Annotated in this window: 17 protein-coding genes and 2 pseudogenes; 12 read left to right on the top strand and 7 right to left on the bottom strand. The window is 69.3% G+C overall.

The annotated features are described in order from the left end of the window. Positions 1–518 precede the first annotated feature (518 nt). The 3 genes from ACWCPW_RS34935 to ACWCPW_RS34925 all read right to left on the bottom strand — a co-directional run bounded on the left by ACWCPW_RS34935 (position 519) and on the right by ACWCPW_RS34925 (position 2650). On the bottom strand, positions 519–1319 hold the full coding sequence (locus ACWCPW_RS34935) for a phosphotransferase (protein ID WP_449765589.1): 801 nt from the start codon (positions 1317–1319) through the stop codon (positions 519–521). 77 nt (positions 1320–1396) lie between these two features. Beyond that, positions 1397–1537: a hypothetical protein gene (locus ACWCPW_RS34930; RefSeq protein ID WP_449765582.1), complete on the bottom strand. Its 141-nt coding sequence runs from the start codon at positions 1535–1537 to the stop codon at positions 1397–1399. 6 nt (positions 1538–1543) lie between these two features. After that, the gene (locus ACWCPW_RS34925; RefSeq protein WP_449765581.1) at positions 1544–2650 is read right to left on the bottom strand and encodes a radical SAM protein; all 1107 of its coding nucleotides are present in this window, start codon (positions 2648–2650) and stop codon (positions 1544–1546) included. A gap of 449 nt (positions 2651–3099) precedes the next feature. On the opposite strand from ACWCPW_RS34925, the gene ACWCPW_RS34920 reads away from it, so the two are divergent. From ACWCPW_RS34920 to ACWCPW_RS34910, 3 genes are all read left to right on the top strand, one after another. Continuing rightward, on the top strand, positions 3100–4224 hold the full coding sequence (locus ACWCPW_RS34920) for a helix-turn-helix domain-containing protein (RefSeq protein ID WP_449765580.1): 1125 nt from the start codon (positions 3100–3102) through the stop codon (positions 4222–4224). 459 nt (positions 4225–4683) lie between these two features. Further along, on the top strand, positions 4684–5058 hold the full coding sequence (locus ACWCPW_RS34915; protein ID WP_449765579.1) for a hypothetical protein: 375 nt from the start codon (positions 4684–4686) through the stop codon (positions 5056–5058). 775 nt (positions 5059–5833) lie between these two features. Beyond that, on the top strand, positions 5834–6058 hold the full coding sequence (locus tag ACWCPW_RS34910) for a 5-formyltetrahydrofolate cyclo-ligase (RefSeq protein ID WP_449765578.1): 225 nt from the start codon (positions 5834–5836) through the stop codon (positions 6056–6058). A 392-nt stretch (positions 6059–6450) separates the two neighbouring features. Here ACWCPW_RS34910 and ACWCPW_RS34905 read toward each other — a convergent pair whose 3' ends face one another. Together ACWCPW_RS34905 and ACWCPW_RS34900 are read right to left on the bottom strand one after the other, a co-directional pair. Further along, positions 6451–7758: a cation:proton antiporter gene (locus ACWCPW_RS34905; protein WP_449765577.1), complete on the bottom strand. Its 1308-nt coding sequence runs from the start codon at positions 7756–7758 to the stop codon at positions 6451–6453. 1093 nt (positions 7759–8851) lie between these two features. Beyond that, entirely contained in the window at positions 8852–10135 is a 1284-nt protein-coding gene (locus tag ACWCPW_RS34900) for a L,D-transpeptidase (protein WP_449765576.1), read from the bottom strand. 606 nt (positions 10136–10741) lie between these two features. Here ACWCPW_RS34900 and ACWCPW_RS34895 point away from each other — a divergent pair. Further along, positions 10742–10981, top strand: a complete 240-nt coding sequence (locus ACWCPW_RS34895) for a hypothetical protein (RefSeq protein ID WP_449765575.1) — start codon at positions 10742–10744, stop codon at positions 10979–10981. Between the two features lie 2 nt (positions 10982–10983). After that, a pseudogene (locus tag ACWCPW_RS34890) lies at positions 10984–11219 on the top strand (RacP protein); the annotation flags it as partial. A 45-nt stretch (positions 11220–11264) separates the two neighbouring features. Here the strand turns inward: ACWCPW_RS34890 and ACWCPW_RS34885 are convergent. Next, positions 11265–11678: a hypothetical protein gene (locus ACWCPW_RS34885; protein ID WP_449765574.1), complete on the bottom strand. Its 414-nt coding sequence runs from the start codon at positions 11676–11678 to the stop codon at positions 11265–11267. A 177-nt stretch (positions 11679–11855) separates the two neighbouring features. Continuing rightward, the gene (locus tag ACWCPW_RS34880) at positions 11856–12170 is read right to left on the bottom strand and encodes a hypothetical protein (protein WP_449765573.1); all 315 of its coding nucleotides are present in this window, start codon (positions 12168–12170) and stop codon (positions 11856–11858) included. A gap of 316 nt (positions 12171–12486) precedes the next feature. Here ACWCPW_RS34880 and ACWCPW_RS34875 point away from each other — a divergent pair, with 316 nt between their 5' ends. The 7 genes and pseudogenes from ACWCPW_RS34875 to ACWCPW_RS34845 all read left to right on the top strand — a co-directional run bounded on the left by ACWCPW_RS34875 (position 12487) and on the right by ACWCPW_RS34845 (position 17269). Then, positions 12487–12615, top strand: a complete 129-nt coding sequence (locus tag ACWCPW_RS34875) for an LPFR motif small protein (RefSeq protein WP_449765572.1) — start codon at positions 12487–12489, stop codon at positions 12613–12615. Positions 12616–12802: 187 nt separating this feature from the next. Next, positions 12803–13543 (top strand): GAF and ANTAR domain-containing protein, encoded by a 741-nt coding sequence (locus tag ACWCPW_RS34870; protein WP_449765571.1) that lies wholly within the window; start codon positions 12803–12805, stop codon positions 13541–13543. A 45-nt stretch (positions 13544–13588) separates the two neighbouring features. Continuing rightward, a complete protein-coding gene (locus tag ACWCPW_RS34865) occupies positions 13589–14062 on the top strand; it encodes a hypothetical protein (protein ID WP_449765591.1) in 474 nt (157 codons plus the stop codon). After that, positions 14035–14334, top strand: coding sequence for an ANTAR domain-containing protein (locus ACWCPW_RS34860; RefSeq protein ID WP_449765588.1), 300 nt, complete (start codon positions 14035–14037; stop codon positions 14332–14334). Before ACWCPW_RS34865 ends, ACWCPW_RS34860 begins: the two co-directional genes overlap by 28 nt. 15 nt (positions 14335–14349) lie before the next feature. Then, positions 14350–15378, top strand: coding sequence for a PP2C family protein-serine/threonine phosphatase (locus ACWCPW_RS34855; protein ID WP_449765587.1), 1029 nt, complete (start codon positions 14350–14352; stop codon positions 15376–15378). A 582-nt stretch (positions 15379–15960) separates the two neighbouring features. Beyond that, positions 15961–16314, top strand: a pseudogene (locus ACWCPW_RS34850) (PRC-barrel domain-containing protein); the annotation flags it as partial. Positions 16315–16885: 571 nt separating this feature from the next. Next, entirely contained in the window at positions 16886–17269 is a 384-nt protein-coding gene (locus ACWCPW_RS34845; protein ID WP_449765590.1) for a hypothetical protein, read from the top strand. Positions 17270–17298 lie beyond the last annotated feature (29 nt).

Below are 17298 nucleotides of genomic sequence, written 5' to 3'. Positions count from 1 at the left end.
TGGGTGACGGTGGCGGTGAGGTCGGCGGTGTCCTCCCCCGGGTATCCCAGGATGAAGTAGCCCTTGACGTGGATGCCGCGTTCCATCAGGCGGCGCGCCACCGCGAGGGTCATGACGGTGGTGATGCGTTTGTCCATCATCGTCAGGACCCGAATATCACAGTGCTCCGTGCGTAACTCCAGGCACACGGGTCAAGTGATCGGTTGTGTCACCGTAGTCCCGCTGGATGTGCCGGCGACCAACGGGTGCAACATCATTGGATTACTCGACAGCAAGATCCCAACAGTCTCGTGCCGAATCCCCAGAGAGGCCGTCCAGTCATCGCTCGGCAACGAAGGCCGTTGCAGCCGCCGGCGTTCGTGGTCAACGTCTTCGACGAAGGTGAGCAGCTCCCAACCGCCTTCGCAAGATCCCCGTCACGAATCGCCACGCATGGCACAGTGGTTCCGGACGAGACGGATCAGGGCGCGGCGAGACATCCGCCGTCGCGGATCAGCCGAGTTCCGCGGCCGGGCGCGTCATCGTGTCGCGGCGTACTCCGACCATCGTGCCGCAGCCGTCGAGAGGCTCTCCTTCCACGGGCGTGGGTCGTCCTGTGCGATCCGAGTCCACAGCCGCGCGCAGGCGCGCGCGAACACCACCACGCCGGTGGGCGAGGCGCTCGACCAGGCCGGCAGGTGTTCGAGAGCCCACGTGTCGGCCTCCGCGGGCGAGTGTCCCGCGTCCACCAGACGCGTCACGAGATAGGCGCCGTCCGCCCACGCCGGGCCAGCGGTCGGCCATGCCCAGTCGATCAACAGGGCGCGATCGTCCGTGACGAGGATGTTGTGGGGTGCGCAGTCCGTGTGGAGGAGCGTGTCGCCCGACAGCCATCGGCGGTCCGTCTTCTCCACGTAGTCTTTGAAGCGGTCGTCCAGTTGCTTGAGGGGAACGTCGGGGAGTGGGATCTCGGCGAGGGTTCGCAGGGTGTCGGCGACCAGGGGAAGGTCTGCGGAGCCGGTTGTGAAGTCCGCGTGTCGTCCTCGCACCGCCTCGAAGCCCAGCAGGTCCCAGTCGTCGGTATCGATGTGCCACAGCAGTCGGGGGGAGATCGTCGCGACGTAAGGGGCGATCAGGGCCTCGCGTTCCTGGGTACGTACCTGGAAATGCCCGCGTGGGATGCCTTTGACGAACACCTCGCCCGTGGGGACCCGCAGCGTGGCGGCGATCCCGGAGTTGACCCCGCCGGGCGCGGTGACCGCGCCCAGAACCACGCCCGAGCGGGCCTCGACGGCGTTGCGTACGGCGACGGGAAGGTCTTCCCAGTCGATCCGATCCATGGACAAGCGGATACTCCTCGAACCTGCGTCGGGGCGCCCCGAAGGGATCGGGGCGGCCCGACGGGTGAGCCGGTCGGTCAGTAGGGCTGATCGTCTCCGGCGTTGCACGAGCACATCGTGGACTCTACGATCTCGTCCAGGTCGCCCACGATCCGGATGTCCGGATCCAGGGGAGGTTCCTCCGGACGGGTCTCGATCTCAACCCACACGGTTTCCATGCCTTGTCACCCCCTTCCGTGCCGACAGTAGCTTTCGAGTGGTGCCTTCGCTTCCTGGTACTGCTTCGCCAGCGGGCGACAGGTGAAGCACGTGTCGGAGAGCCGGCATCCGGAGCAGCCACCGGTGCGAAGCATCAGGGAGTCCGCGATGGGACCGAGGCGGCGCAGTCCTTGGACGCCTTCCTTCATGAGGTCCACGGCGGGGTCGCGGCCGACCTTGCAGATGGAGGCGATTCCGTGGGGGTCGGCGTGGAAGAAGGTGTGGCCGGCGTTGCAGCCGCCGAACCGTTTGCGTTGTGTGCGGTAACCGGGTGATTGCTGGAGCAGGCTTTCGCCGCCTCCGTAGATGGTCGGTGCCATGTTCGTGTAGGTATGGCGGGGTGCCTCGAAGCTGTCCGCCAGTGCCTCCATGGCGGGGACCTCGTGGTCGTTGGTCGCGGTCACGATGATGTTCATCCGTAGGGGAAGTCCAGCTTCGTGGGCGGCGCTCACGCCTTTGAGGAAGGTCTTGTACGAGCCCTTGCGTTGCGTGGTGGCCTCGTAGGACGCGGCCGTCGCCCCATACACACTGACTGTGATCCGATAGGGGCGCATGGCCGTCAGTGCGCTGAGGATCTCCGTCCTCCACAGTCGCGACCCGTTGGTGGAGACGCTGATCATCATCCCGAAGCGATAGGCGAGCTCGTAGACGTCGAGAAAGCCCGGGTCGATCATCGCCTCCCCGCCGGTGAGCTGTATCCACAGCACTCCGGCGTCGCGCATGATCTCCAGCAACCGGACGCGATCCGGCCAGTCCAGCGCGTCGAACTTCTTCAACGCCAGATAGCACATGGGACAGTCGTAGTTGCAGCCCAAGTTCAGCTCGTAGGATGCGCGGCCGTACCCATAGGGCGACCGTTCCCGAACCATGACCGACGGGCACATCGCACCGGCTACATCCACGCCCCAGGCCTGCGACGCCACCGCCTCCAGCCACTCCGGGGCGTTCCCGCCGCATGCGGCCGCCGACTCCAACTCCTGGAACTTCGGCTCGGAGACGACCACCCCTCGGTCGTCGCCGGGACGCAGCACGAGGAATCCGTCCAGAAACTGACTCGCGATCAACTCGTACATGTCATCCCCTCGTTCACGCATTGATCCACGCCATCGCGCGGCAATGAACAGGCAGGGCACTCGGCCGATCACGCTCGACGACGGGCCGACGGACGCCCCGAACCCGAATCGACCCCGTCCACCCCAACACCCCCGCCCCCAGCCTCAAAGCCAGCCCTCCAGGACACCGCCCTCACCCCGCGAGGCTCGGCAGCGAATCGTGCTCGGCGAGCAGCCTCGCCTCCCGGACGGGCCCCATGCGGCCACCGAAGGCGGCACCGGACGCGGTGGGCCTTCGTGGCTCCAACCAACCTTCTCCCGTATCCGACTTCGCACGTCCACAATCGAAGGCCACGCCTGGGAAGCGGCACGGTGTATGCCCTTCCGACGACGCGAATGCGAGGTATCCGCAAGGTAGGAGCAACCCAAACCCGAGGACCAGTGGCCAACCCGGGGGCCATCATGACGTCATGAGATTCGGGGAACTGATCCGTGATCTACGATCCGCTCGAGGATGGTCCCAAGGGCGGCTGCGCGACGAACTCAACCGCGTCGCCGACGCCAACCTCTCCCGCGAATACATCTCACGCTGGGAGTGCGGAAAACGCTCTCCGGGACCCTTCTGGCGTCGCCACCTCGCCACCGTCCTCCAAGTACCGATGGCGGTCCTGGATGGAGACGAGGTGGATCGACGGCACTTCCTGACCAACGCCGCCACCACCGCCATCGCCCCGATCGTCGCCTCGGACCTTCTCTCCCTCGGATTCGCCGCCGCCATCGGAAACCGCCGCCCCGATGCCGACGCGTGGGAGAACCTCCTGACCATCTACGGCCGCGACTACATGTCCCTGGGTGCCGCCGACATCCAACGGCGCCTGACCGCGGACCTCGTGGTCGTCCAACAGCAACTCGAGCAACCCCACCTGTGGTCCGTCGCAGCCCGACTCATGACACTCTTCGGCAAGACCTTCCCCGGCCACGACGGCGCCAAGGCCGCCGCCTGGTACACCCACGCCGCCCGAGCCGCCGACCACTCCGGGAACGAAACCGCGCGCGTATGGGTCCGCGGCCGAGCCGCCATCGCCCTCGGCTACGAAGGAGCATCCCTCGGCCTCGCCGACATGTTCGCCGACCAGGCCATGGCCATCAGCGACAAACCCACCCTCGGCCGCCTCAACGCCCTCATGGGCAAGGCCCACACCGCCGCACTCCGCGCGGACCACGCCACCGCGTTGCGCCTGCTTGAGGACGGCCGCCGCGTCTTCGACGTCGCGGCCTCGGACGACCCGGAATCCGACTACGCCGTCCCCTGGTGGCGCTTCAACATCCTCATCTCCCTGCTCCTGGCCCGAATCGGCCACGAGGAAGGCGCCCTCGCCGCCCAGGAACAAGCCGCCGCGAACCTGCCCCCGTCCCTACCCCGCTTCGCCACCCATCTGGCGATGCACCAAGGACTGATGATCACCCGCGCCGGCAACGCAACCGAAGGCACCGCCCACGCCCGCGCAGCCCTCGACGAACTCCCACCGGAAAAGCACTCGTTGACCCTGCGCATGCTGATGCGCGAAATCGAACAACCGCCCCGGCAACCGTAGAAACCCGCTGCTCGCCCGCCGGACCCCACTTCCCAGACGTCACCCGCCACGCTCGCCCCGAACCGTTCGCACCCGACGGCGACTGAGGTGGCCACGAAGGTTCCGGACAGCGGGTCTACCTGGCCGACCCGCACAGCCCGCCGCGGCGCGGCGCCGACGAGAACACGAACGGACTGCCGCACCAGTAATGTCCAAAGGACACCGATACTCTCCTCGGCCAGGTCGCTCGCCAGACCCTCGACGATCGGGAGGTGAGCCGTTCGCGAGGCATCGGCGGTTGCCGCAGGTAGCCTGAACCGACCTACAGGGCTGAGCATTTCGGGAGGACCGATGGAACCGAGAAGCGCCAAAGCGGCCGGAAGAGACTTTCCCTACACCTCACGCACCACGTGTTACATCGAGGTACGCAACGACGGCTTCGTAACGCAAGGAGCCGGTGGCGAGACCTACAAACGTGCCTTGGCCGGAGAGTCCCGGTTGTTCGCGGTATGGCCCGGGCAGTGGTCGAGCGACCTCTTCGTGATCGACGACCTCGACGAGTACGCGCGGGCGCACGGCATCAAGCACGACGTGGAACGAACCGGGCTCGCCGAGCACGACCACGACATCCGCTGGGTCGAGGACGACCACGGACAGAACCCGCGCAGCCCCTATCTCGGGATCCGAGTATCACTGGACTGCGGCTGCTCCATTCACGATCTCGCCACCTTCGCCGTGCAGATGCGGGAGCAGCGGGGCTGGGAGCTCGCGACGAGCGGTGGCTGGGGAAGCAGCAGCACCGCGGAGGAAACCTGGTACTCGCTTCGCGTCCGACGCAAGAGCCTCGGCAGGTGACTCACCCGGCTTCGGACCAGTCACGTTGCCGGGCTCGATTCGGCGAGGCGCCGGTGCGGCCGGAGCCGTGCCTGCGAGGTTCTTCTCAGGGTGGAACGCGACGCGGGGCAAGCCGACTTCAGCGGCTGGTATCTTCAGGTCGCACCCACGTACCGGCCCACACCACCAGCCACCTCGGCGTCCGCTGAGCTCGAAGGCGCCAACTGACCAGCGGACTTGCGGCCGGCTCATCGGAAGTTGTGTCGGGGCACCGGCCTGACCGCATGACTCGCGGCAAAGGTCGGGCAAGGCACCAGGTCGTCGTGAGCGCCGCAGTTCGGCCGTACCAGGCTCATAGTCGCCCGGACGGCTGATTCCGCGTTCGGCCCCGCGGCACCGAGCACCGGGCGAGATGAGCTTCGGCGGCGGACAGTTGGCGCCCGCTCGAAGAGGAGCCGATCCTCGTCCCGTCGATGATCCTCGGCCCCGAAGCGGTCGACCCGAGAGATCTCGATGGGGTACGCACATATCTTGGGGCTGTCGTCACCGGTCCGGTGCACACCTCGGTCGCCTTCAACTGCGCCTACTTCGGTTACGACGTGCGGGTACCTGGCTATGTCGGTGGTCCGCTGGACCAGGATCGCATTCCTCGCCCGACCGGGAGCTCACCGCGTATGTCCGCCGTTTTCTCTCCCCCGGCCGGAACCGGAATGCGGCTTCTCGACGAGGCGGCACCACTGTCGCTTCCCCTGATGTTGGACGGCCGGTTGACTCGCCACACCGGAAGCCGTTCTACGTGCTGGCCCCCTCGACACTCACCGCCCCGCCCGCGCAGACCGCCTCCAGTCACATCGCGGCACGCATTGCCCCGACCACCGACGTCGAAGCCCTCCAAGCGATCGACATCGTCGTCCCCGACAGCGTCGCGGTCAACCGTGCCGGGGTCCGTATCGGCAAGGGCGCCGGATACTCCGACATCGAGTTCGCCCTGCTCACCGACGCCGGACTCATCAGCCCCTAGACACCGAAACACCCACCCCCTCTCGGACGGCCCTGCCTTGTCGGCCCCCGTGCACAACCGCCTCGATCCGTCCGGACATCTCGACGAACTCGGCAGCGGCAAGGAGGGACCAACCAGCCCGCAGCGAACCGTCCTCGATCGTGAAGCCGATCGAATCGCGACGCCACCACAGTCCGACCGTGGGACGCTTGCACTCGACAGCGTCCGAAGCGGCTCGGCAGACAGCATGGAGTGCGTTCGACCAGGGCAGGCCAGGCATCGCCCAACGCTTCTTCGACAGCTCGCTCCGGACCTCCGCCGAAGCCCGGGACCCGATCGGTGGCGGCGCCTGCAGACTGTCGTTCGCCGCGATCCAGTGCTACCCCACTCCCGGGCCACTCCCGGGTGCCGTTTCAGGAGCGCCGTCCGCCGATCGCCTCGTGGCTCGGGTCGAGGGCGACCGGTTCCTGCGGTGGCGGGGAGGGTGTGGGGGCGGTGGGCGAGGGAGGCACCTCTGCGGGGGACGAGGCCTTCGGCTGGACCCGATCCAGCAGGGGGCCGGTCATCAGGGTCGTCACCACCGCCATGATCACCATGATGGTGAACATGTCGCGGTCGAGGACGTGCAGGCTCAAACCGACATTGAGAATGATCAACTCGGTGAGTCCTCTGGCGTTGAGCAACACGCCCAACGTCCAGGACCGCCTGCGGTCCATACCGGTCAGGCGCGCCGCGGCCACCGCTCCCGCGAACTTGCCCGCGCAGGCGACGACGATCACCCCGAGGAGCACGAACAGGCCGGGAGCGCCGAGACCTCGAAGGTCCACGGACAGTCCGGTCACCGCGAAGAACACCGGCAGGAGCAGTCCCCCGGCGTGCTCGATGCGAGTGTGGGCGGCCTTCGCGACGGCTTCGCGGGGAACGATCACTCCGAACGCGAAGGCGCCGAACACCGCGTGCAATCCGATTTCCGAGGTCGCCCACGCGCACACCAACAGGCCGCACACCAACACGGCGTACACGGTGCCTTCGGCTCGCTCCCGGGGTGCGGTCAACCACCGGGCCAGCAGCGGGCGTACGACGAGAAGCAGGACCGCCGCGAACGCGAGCGTCCGGATCAGCATCCACACCAACGCTTGGGTATCGCCTGTCGTGACCACCGCGACGACGACGGCCAGAACGCACCAGGCGAGAAAGTCCTGGACGGCCGCGCACGCCAGGGCGATCGTCCCGAGCGCCCCGTCGCGCATGCGACGGTCGTTGATGATCCGGGCGAGGACCGGGAACGCGGTGATCGACATCGCGACCCCGATGAACAGCGCGAAGCCCAACAGTCCGCCCGCCGCGTCACCACCCATGTCCGCGTAGCGGTGGATCACGACGGCCAGACCGGCCCCCAACCCGAACGGCAGAGCCACGGAGGCAAGTGAAACGGCCGTCACCTGGCGGCCGCTTCCCCGCAGGGCGCCCAGGTTCAGGTCAAGGCCGATACCGAACATGAACAGCACCAGGCCGAGCTGCGCGAACGCCTGTAATACCGGGCGCACATCGCTGGGAAAGATGGCTTCGGTGACGTCGCCGGGAAGCAGTCCCAGCAGACTGGGCCCCAGGGCCAGACCGGCGACGATCTCACCGACGACGACCGGTTGCCCCATACGTCGCGCGAGCCGGCCGAACACGAAGGCGACGGAGGAGATCACGGCCAGGTTCAGAAGAACCATGGAGGTCATTTCCTCGACATCACGCGCAGCCGACACGAATCGCTCCCCCGTCAATCATTGGTTACCGGCCGACGACAGGACAGCGAGTCCACAGTGGGTCACGCGCTCGCAGCAAGCGTCGAGGAACACTCGCCCAAAGCCTCATGGCGTCCAAGGCCGGCACGGTTACCGCATCTTGGTTTACGACGCGACAACCAGCCGATTCCGGCTATGACGGCTGGAGTTGGCCCCGGCGAGGAAGCGAGCTGGGGAACGGAACCCGGGACGGACCGGCCGACATCCGTTCCGGGTGGGCGTGTTCGCTTCGACTGATTGAACCCCTCACCTCCCGGCCCCGGTTGGTAGGTAACTCTCGCGGGTCCACCCGTGCTCTTCACCGCGTGCAGTGCGGGGCCGTGCCCGCCGCCGGACAGGCCGAGCGGCGCACACGGCCGACCCCTCGCCACCCGAACGGCGAAGGCCCACCGAACCCTTGGTCGCCAAGGCAATCGGTATCGCGCTCGCGTACGTGCGCACGCCGCCGACTACGGGCCCGCGCGTCTCGTAATCCTCGGCACCAACGGTGTTGCGGGCGATGCCCGGCAACCACGGCAGTGCACTGTCCCGGTCCGGAGTGACGGTGCTTCGACGGCGCGAGGCATCCAGGAAGACCGCCGAGTTCGGACCCTCCGCTCCGGCCGAGGAGGCGGTGCGGCGGGACAGGCATTTGTTGACAGCGCACGGGCGTCGCTCGAAGCTGCCCCGAACGCCTCGGGTTCCTCGCGTACGCCCTCTCCCACACCTCGCGATCGCATCGCGGGGTGATGGTCACATCCCGTCGTGTACGGCGGGCCGCTGCGGTTCCCGGCGGCCGGAACCCACCGTTTCTCCCGTCGCTTTGGGCGGGCGGGGAGACATCGAGGCGGCGTCCCCGACCCGTTGCGCGCCGTCGATCGCCCGCTCACGCGGAAACCGGGGATCGCCCGGCCCATGGGGCAGCCCAAGTGCGCCCGCCGGCCACGTCGTTCGTCGCCGCCGAGCTCCCGGTAGACGGCGCCATCGCGGACGCGCGACGTCACCCCGATGTGGCGTCCGCGTGCGGGTCGCGGCGTGGTCAGGCCTTGGTCCACTGGGCCCAGGTCAGTGTCCAGCCGCTCCAGCCGTTGTCCGCGTCGATCACCTTCTCCGGCGAGTTGATCACCTCGACCACGTCGCCGACCAGCGAGTTCGCGTAGAACCATGCGCCCGGCTTGGCCGCGTCGCCGCCACCGACGACATCCTCCAGGCCGACACAGCCGTGGCTGGTGTTCAGCCGGCCGAACGGCGGGTTCGCCTTGTCCTTGAACCAGTGGTTGCCGTGCACGTAGGTGCCGCTCGTACTCAGCCGCATGCTGTGCGGGACGTCCGGGATGTCGTACGAGTCGGGGCCCAGGCCCACGCTCTGCCCGGACATCCGGATCGTGCCCTCCTTGGCCATGATCAGCATCTTTCCGTTGTAGGTGGTGAATTCGTCGCTGCCCAGGCTGGCCGGCAGCTTCTTGAGCAACGCACCGTCTCGGGTGACGGTGAGGGTGTGCGCCTTGCTGTCCGCGACGCTGGTCTGCGCGCGGCCGATGGTGAAGGTGACGGTCTTCTTCTGCTTGCCGTACACACCCGGGGAGGTCTGCTTGCCGTCCAGGTCCAGATGGAGGGTGACCTTGGTGCCGGGCTTCCAATACTTCTCCGGGCGGAAATCAAGTCGCGTGTCCTTGAACCAGTGGCCCTTGACCTCGACCGCGGGCTCCGAGGTGACCGTCACCGATCGGTTCACCAGTGCCTTGTCGGTGACCGCGGTGCCGAAGGTCAGCGACACGATCATGCCGACGCCGTAGGTTTCGTTCGCATCGATGTTGAAGTAGCCGTAGTTGGTGTTCGCCGGGGTGAGTGTGGTGAACGAGGACTGCATCGCCGACACCAGCCCGGCGGCGTCCGTGGCGGTCGCGGACACCGCGTACTTCATCCCGGTCTGCAGCGCCGCCGCCGGTGCCCAACTGGCCCCGTCCGGTGCGATGGTGCCCTCGACGGCCTTGCCCTCGGAGGACTTCACGGCAACCTCGGTCAGCTTCCCGACGGTCGCGGTGACCTTGAGCACACCGTCGGTGGCCACGCCCGTTGCGCCGTCCTGCGGGGTGATGGCGACCACCGCCTTGGACGTCTTCGGCGCGTCACCGCCGGGATCCTTGGCCCCGGCGGCGGACTTGCCACCGCCCGGGCCCTTGCCGCCCCCATCGTCCTTCGCATCTCCGCCGCTGCACGCGCCTGCGCCCAACAGGGCCACACACAGCGCCAGCGCCGGCAGCACGCGACGGGCGCGCCGTGCGGGAGACCTCCTCGGGCTCTCTCGGGTGGTGTTCGACATGCGCTCTCCTCGGTCGTGGTTCCCGAGGAAATGACAACCTCGGCCACCGAACACGTCACAGGCCCCGACATGACATGAATCACGGATCGAACCCGGAACCGGGCACGCCCGAACGACCGTGTCGGTAAAGGCGATTCCGCACCGGGATGGCTCCGAGGGCTCCGAGGGCTCCGAGGGCTCCGAGGGCTCCGAGGGCTCCGAGGGCTCCGAGTACTGCGAAGCGGACGAGGCGGGCCAGTCCGCACGACCAGGCACGCCGTCCATCCCGGTGATCACCGGAATGTCGTCGTACGCCGCGTCCCACCACGCCTGCTCGTCTTCGAAGCGGTCGACGGGGCCTGTGTCGGTCCGGACGCGATCCGGCAGGAACAGATCCCTGCGCACGCTCGCGATCGCCTCGCGCCACCGCGGATCCAGGCCGGGACCGACGCGGCCACGGTGTCCGCGAGCCATCGGGCATCCGCGAGCCGGTCGTGCTCGGTCACTTGCCGTCCTCGGGGTCGTCCTTCTTGTGCCGCCCCGGAATCCGGCTCCTCGCCGGCCGATCGCTCCGGGTCGCCGACGTTGCTCCGCCACACCACCCACGCGAGGTCCTGCCAATCGAGCATGTATCCGTGCCCGCTCTCCGCGTCGTTGCCTGGCGAGCAGTACAGCAGCGGCCGCGCCGGCGACGTGCGCCGGTTCGCCGATAACGGGACCGTCCCCAGCGGCGAAGTCGGCATTCGCCCCACGCAATGGGGCCGTTCCCGGGCCCGTATCCGGCCGGTGGACCGGATGGAAACGGCCGTCACCTCGGACAAGGTCGACATGGACGACGAGTCGGCGCGTCTGCTGCGGGGTGAGTAGCGGTGCCGCGGGCCTCTCGCCGCAGAGGCCAGGACCCCCAACGGCACGCCGACACGGTGCGGTTCGTGCTGTTCGAGGCCTGCCCGGCCCCGGGCTGACGTTCCCCCGGTTGCAGCGCGCGAGCGATCTGACACCGAGCCAGGTCCGCGCCGGCCTGGCTCGCCTGCGCGACATCATCGCCGAGCGCGGTTGGCCGCCGTTGATCCGGACGCGGACCGACGGTTGTCGACTCGGCGCCGCTTCGGGTGGAACATCATGATGTGCGGCGGCCCGACGCGGTTCCTTACAGTCCGAGTTCGGATTTGAACAGGTCTATTACTTCGTATCGACGGCGATCGACGTCGGCAACCATCGCGTCCGTCACGCCGGCGCCGGCGGCAATCCTGGAGTGCGTGTCGATAACAGCGTTCACAAGATCCCGAGCCGGTCCGGACACTTCCCTTCCGGAGAGAATCTCGATCTCGGCTGTCGCCGCAAGGAGGTTGGCGTCCTCCGAGCGGCTCCTTTGACCGGACAACGCCTGGGCGTAACTTGCGCTGATCGACCTCAGGTACTCGGCGTATACATGTCGCTTCGCATCGCCAAGCGAATCCGCCCGTTGCCACTTGCGGTTGCGCAATGCCTGTGCCTGCTGGAGAGCACCGCCGATCAAGACGCCCAACAAGGTCCCCATGACACCTACTACGACGGAGCCCATGACCACTCTCCTGGCATCCTGCCGGCCGCCGCTGAACTATGGGAGGCAGCCTAGTCCGCTGCTGGCGGGGGTGTCCTGGCGTCTGCGGTACGGACGGCGATCCGGCCGAACGTCGGCATGCCGAGGCTGACGGCAGTGGATCGACGCACCACTTCGCTGTCGAGCCGAACCAGCTTGTCATGGGCGCAGGCGACCCTGACGTGCAGACCGTCGCCCTCGCCCAGCCGTCCCTCCCGCTCCGCCTCGGCGACGATTGACGTCGCGCCTGCCGTGCAGGTCCCAGTACAGCGACGTCTCCTCGTACAGGTCCCCGTGCAGCGACGTCTCCTCGTAGCGGATGTCCCCCGCGTAGAGCGCGACGGCACCGTCGCGGTCGCCGGCGTTGACGGCCGCGTAGGCGCGGCGAAACGCCGTGAGATGCGGGGAGGGCGGCGTGATCAGGCGGGCGAAGTCGTCGATCGGCCGGTGTGTCGCCGCCGTGCGGGCGTACACCCCGGCGAGAGGGAGCGATCGACGTCGAGGGCCCCAGCAACGACGACCCGGTCGAGGCCGGCAACGACGACCCGGTCGAGGGGTGGACCCATACCCGGAGGGTGAGTGATCACCAACCGTGTGAAGTGCCCGCCGGGCGAAGGCTGCACGAGGAGGCCTTCGTGCGCGGCCGCCTCACCCCCGTGCACGGCGAGGGTTGTGGGTGCGGTCGGGGGGGTCCGTTTTCTCGGTCTCGCACCGGGCATGGGCATCGTGAAGGACAGCGTGCGGCGCCAACCGAGCGTTCGCCCGGCAGCCAGTGTTGGAGGTACCCCTGATGTTGAAGGCGATAGCGGATGTCTTCCGCGCCGTGGGCGGTGCGATCGCCACGGTGGTCAGCCTCCCCTTCCGGGCCGTCGGCCGCCTCTTCGGTGGGGCATCGGACAGCGCGCACGGCCGCCACTGACGGACAGATGGCCCGCGTTCGGACAGGTGGCCCGCGTTCCGGACGACGGCCACGAGGTGCGGCCGGTGTTCGTCCCGGGCACCTTCCTGGACTGTCGGCGGTATCCGGACGATACTGGCGGCAATCACGTCCAGTGTCGGGTCGACTCCCGTCCGTTCGCCCAGGGCCGTGAGGAAGCGGGGCCGTGGTGGCTGCTCGACCGCGTGAGGAACTCCTGGCGGCGGCGTTCGTCGATCTCGCCGACACCCTGGTCCGCGACTTCGACGTCATCAACTTCCTGCACAGCCTCGCCGAACACTGCGCCGAGTTCCTCGACGTCGCCGCGGCCGGGGTCATGCTCGCCACCCCCGAGGGCCGGGTCGTGGAGGCCGCCGCCTCGGACGAGCGCACCCGCACCCTGGAACTCGCGAGCATCGAATGGGACGAGGGACCGTGCCGGGACTGCTGCCACACCGGCGCCCCCGTCTCCGACGTCTCCCTGAACACCGATACCGCGCACGCCCGTTGGCCGCGCTTCACACCGCACGCCCTGGCCATGGGCTTCACCTCCGTGGTCGCCGCCCCGCTGCGCCTGCACGAGACCACGATCGGCGCCCTCAACCTCTTCCGCGACCGCACCGGCCCCCTCGACCAGGCCCAACTACGCCTGGGCCAGGCCCTGGCCGACACCGCCACCATCGGCGTGCTCCAACACCGCGCCGTACACGAGCAGATGACCGTGGCCACCCAACTCCAGGCCACCCTGGACAGCCGGATCGTCGTGGAGCAGGCCAACGGGTTCCTCGCCCACCGCCGCGACATCGGCGTCGACGAGGCCTTCCAGCTCCTGCGCGCCCACTCGCGCGAGCACGGCGTCCGGCTCACCGACGTCGCCCGGCAGGTCCTCGACGGCACCGCCGACCCCACACTCCTGGGCACCGATGCCTGACACCACGCCGGGCGGTGTGACCGCCTTCAGGCAACGGGGTCGGGCGTGACATCGGTACCGCAGCGCGCGATGGCCCGATACCTACGCGCCCAGGAGGCGAGAGCCGGGCCGGACCTGCCCCCACTCCCGCTCACCGAGTGCGCCGACGCCCTGGGCCTGGACGGCCTGGCGTTCCTGGTCGCCCCGGGCGGGCCGCCCCCGGAACTCCTGCAATCCTGCGGCACCCGCACCGCACCGCTGGAGGATCTTCAGCTCACCCAGGGCCAGGGACCCACCACCGACGCCGCCCGCGGCACGCGGTTCCTCGGCGTCGACCTGCCCACCGTCCCGGACGAACGTTGGCCGGGTCTGCTCCCCGCCGTCCTGGACCTGGGCGTGCACGCGATCTTCGCGTTCCCCTTGCGCGTGGGCGTCATCGTCCTGGGCGTCCTCACCGGCCACCGCACCGCCCCCGGCCCGATGCCCCCGACCGCCTCACCGACGCGTTCGTCCTGGCGGGCTCGCTGTCCTCGCTCCTGATCGGCCTGGCCGCCCATCCCGACGCGCCCACCGCGCTCCTCGCGGAGGGCCGGGGACTGCACTTCGCCGAGGTCCACCAGGCCACCGGCATGCTCAGCGCCCAACTCGGGATCACACCCGCCCAGGCCCTGGTCCGCCTCCGCGCCCACGCATTCGGCCACGACACACCCCTGTTGGACACGGCCCGCGACGTACTGCGCCGCCGACTCCGCCTGGACATCGAGGACGACGGGGACGGCACCACCGCGAGTACACCGACGGGCGGACCGTAGGAGGCGACCGCCCGAATCCATCCGGCCCATCCGACGAGCACAGACATCGGCGCGATCACCCGAACCGCCCCCCGCGTCGACGGCTTCGAGGTCCTGTCCGCGGCGCGGATCGGAGCGTGGGCCGGTCATCCGGTCCTCTCCGTCGACGGACACGTCCTCGGCGGCTTCTACGTCGTCGACATCCACCGGCGTTCTTTCACCGCCGCGCAGCTCCAAGCCCTGCAGACCGTGGCCCGCGCGGCGTCCTCCGAGATCGCGCTGCGCCAGGCGCTCGCCCAGGCCCGCGAGGCCGGCCGGGCCTCCGCCGCACTGGCCCGCACCCTCCAGGACAACCTGCTCCCGCCACGCCTGCCCACCGTTCCGGGCCTGGACGCCGCCGCGGTGTACCTGGCCGCGGACATCACCGGCACGGACGTGGTCGGGGACTTCTACGACCTCTTCCACACCCGCGGCAATAGCTGGTGCGCCGTCATGGGAGACGTGTGCGGCAAGGGCATCGAAGCCGCGAAGATCACCGCCCTGGCCCACTACACGATCCGCACCGAGGCCACCCAACACCCCGCACCCGCCAAAGTCCTCCACCGCCTGCACCGGGCACTGGTCGAACAACGCACCGACGACCGCTTCCTCAGCGCGGCCCTCGCCATCTTGCGCCCGCGCCCGGACGGCATCACCGGCCGCCTCTCCAGCGCCGGCCACCCACCCGCGCTGATCCGCCGCACCGACGGCACCGTCGAGGAGATCACCTGCCCCGGCACCCTCATCGGCGCCTTCATCGACAACGTCCGCCTGACCGAGAGGCCCTTCCACCTCCACCCCGGCGACGCCCTGCTCCTGTACACCGACGGCATCACCGAGGCCCGCGCCGGACGCGGACAGCCCATGTTCGGCGAAGTCCGCCTCGCGGCCACCCTCGCCGACACCCGCGACCTGGATTCCGCCGCGACCGTCGCACACCTCGCGGGCGCCGGCGCCGACCACGCCCGGGGCCACGCCTGCGACGACACCGCCCTGATGCTCCTGCGCGCGCCCTCGAACCCGTGACCACCGGCGAAGATCCCCAGCCGCGGCGGCGGAACCCGACGCCGTACCGGACCTCACCGGCACCGGCGCCGATCACGGCTCGTCGCGTGGCCCGAGCGCTGGAAGAAGACCCGGAACGAGAGCGCTGCCGGCCGTGTCGACGCCGACAACCGCGGCTGGTCCCCCTCCGTCAACGCCACACACCAGGGCGACAACGACAGCGCGCACCGGTCGTTCCATCCGGACGAATTCGCCCCGCCGCCGGGCCCGGGGCGCGTCGTGTCGAAGGAGGAGACCGAGGAGGTGCCCGGCGACACCGTGAAGAGCACGTGACGCCGAGGCGAGGAACAGGGCGGGACATCCGGCGACAAGGGCACGCACGACCGCGGCCCCCAGGGGCCCTCCCGCCGTCCCAGCGGGGGCGAGGACGCCTCCGCGACCACCGGCATCGACCCCCAGGACGCGGACTCCTCCGACCCGCGCTCCCCCCGCCGCGCCTGAGCCACGCCCGCCGCGACGGGTCTGCCGATCAGTCGCAGATTCGGCCGGTGTCCGGCCGGTGCGGTGACCGGTGCTCCTACCGCACGAAAAGGGGCGTTGCTGATGATCGAGCCGGCGGACATCCGCGAGTGGCGTGGCAGCGACGTCGTCGACCCGCGCGGGCACAAGATCGGCGTGTTGGAGGCGGTCTACGTCGACACCGGCACCGACCTCCCCGCGATGGCCACGGTGCAGGTCGGGCTGCCGTCCCGACACCGGCTGGTGTTCGTGCCTCTGGACGGCGCCGTCGTCGGTCCCGACTACGTCAAGGTCGCCTTCGACAAACCGTTGGTGAAGAAGGGCCCCGCGATCGGCACCGCCGACGTGCTCCCCGCCGAGGACGAGGAGGCAGTCTTCACCCACTTCGGCCTCCCCTACCACCCGGGCGCCGCCGGCGAACGGCAACTCGCCCGCCGCCGAACCCCGCCCCAACGAATTCCCGGAAGGCGACAATGGCGCTCTTCCTCGCCTTGGTCCTCGTCGCGATCGTCCTCGGCCTCATCGGCGCCGTCGGCGACGGACTGGGCTACCTGCCTGATCATCGGCATCGCAGTCCTCGTCGTCGCCCTTGGTGTACGCCGCGGTGCGCTGGCGCCGCGCCGGCCGACGCCCCACCCGCTGACCGGGCCCCGGCGCCGGACAAGGCGACGACGACCGATGGATCGCCCGGTCACCTCCGGAGCGCCGGTCGCCTTCGTGGTGTGGCCGGACGAGGTCGAGGCCGCCGCGCCGACCTCGATCGGCCGCCGGCTCACCGGGGTCGTCCCCCGCCCGCGTACCGGCCACCATCGCGTCGGGGCCGACTTCGCCGTCCTCCGCCGACCCTGGGCACCCGCCCCACCGCCGCCCGGGGGCGCGCGAGCCGAACGCGCCCACCTGAGATGGCGGCCCACCGGTCGGGGACCGTACGGGTTCGAGGCGTCGATCCGGTCCGACCGCCAAAGGCCGACCTGCACCCGCCCACGTGCGACGGCGCTGCTCCGAGGGAGTGGAATCGTGGCGTGCCGATGCCGTGCGGTTCGCGATGGTGACGTGTATCCGCCAAGGTTCGCCAATGGGAATCGCTGCGGAAGCCGACGACCGGCTCATCTCGGTGCGCATTCATTGCGACGGACGGAACGGGGAGTGCTCGACATCCTTCGAGCACGAGCATCCCCATACGGACCCGATCCCCGACCCGACGACCGGGCGCGGCGACGACCCGGCGTGGGCGCCGCTGAAGCAGCAGGCCACGCAGGCGCAACGGCTCGCCGAGAAACAGGGTTGGCGCATCGACGGCCACGGTGAGTTCTGCCCGCCGTGCGCACCTCACGTCGACGAAGACGACGACTTCGACGACGAGGAGTGGTGGCGGCGCGCGGACGAGGAGTGACCCGTCCTCGGTTTCGCCGGCTGCCGCGC

The organism is Embleya sp. NPDC001921 (assembly GCF_053594475.1).
Note: the sequence above shows the minus strand (reverse complement) of the source record. Positions and strands in the feature narration are given on the sequence as shown.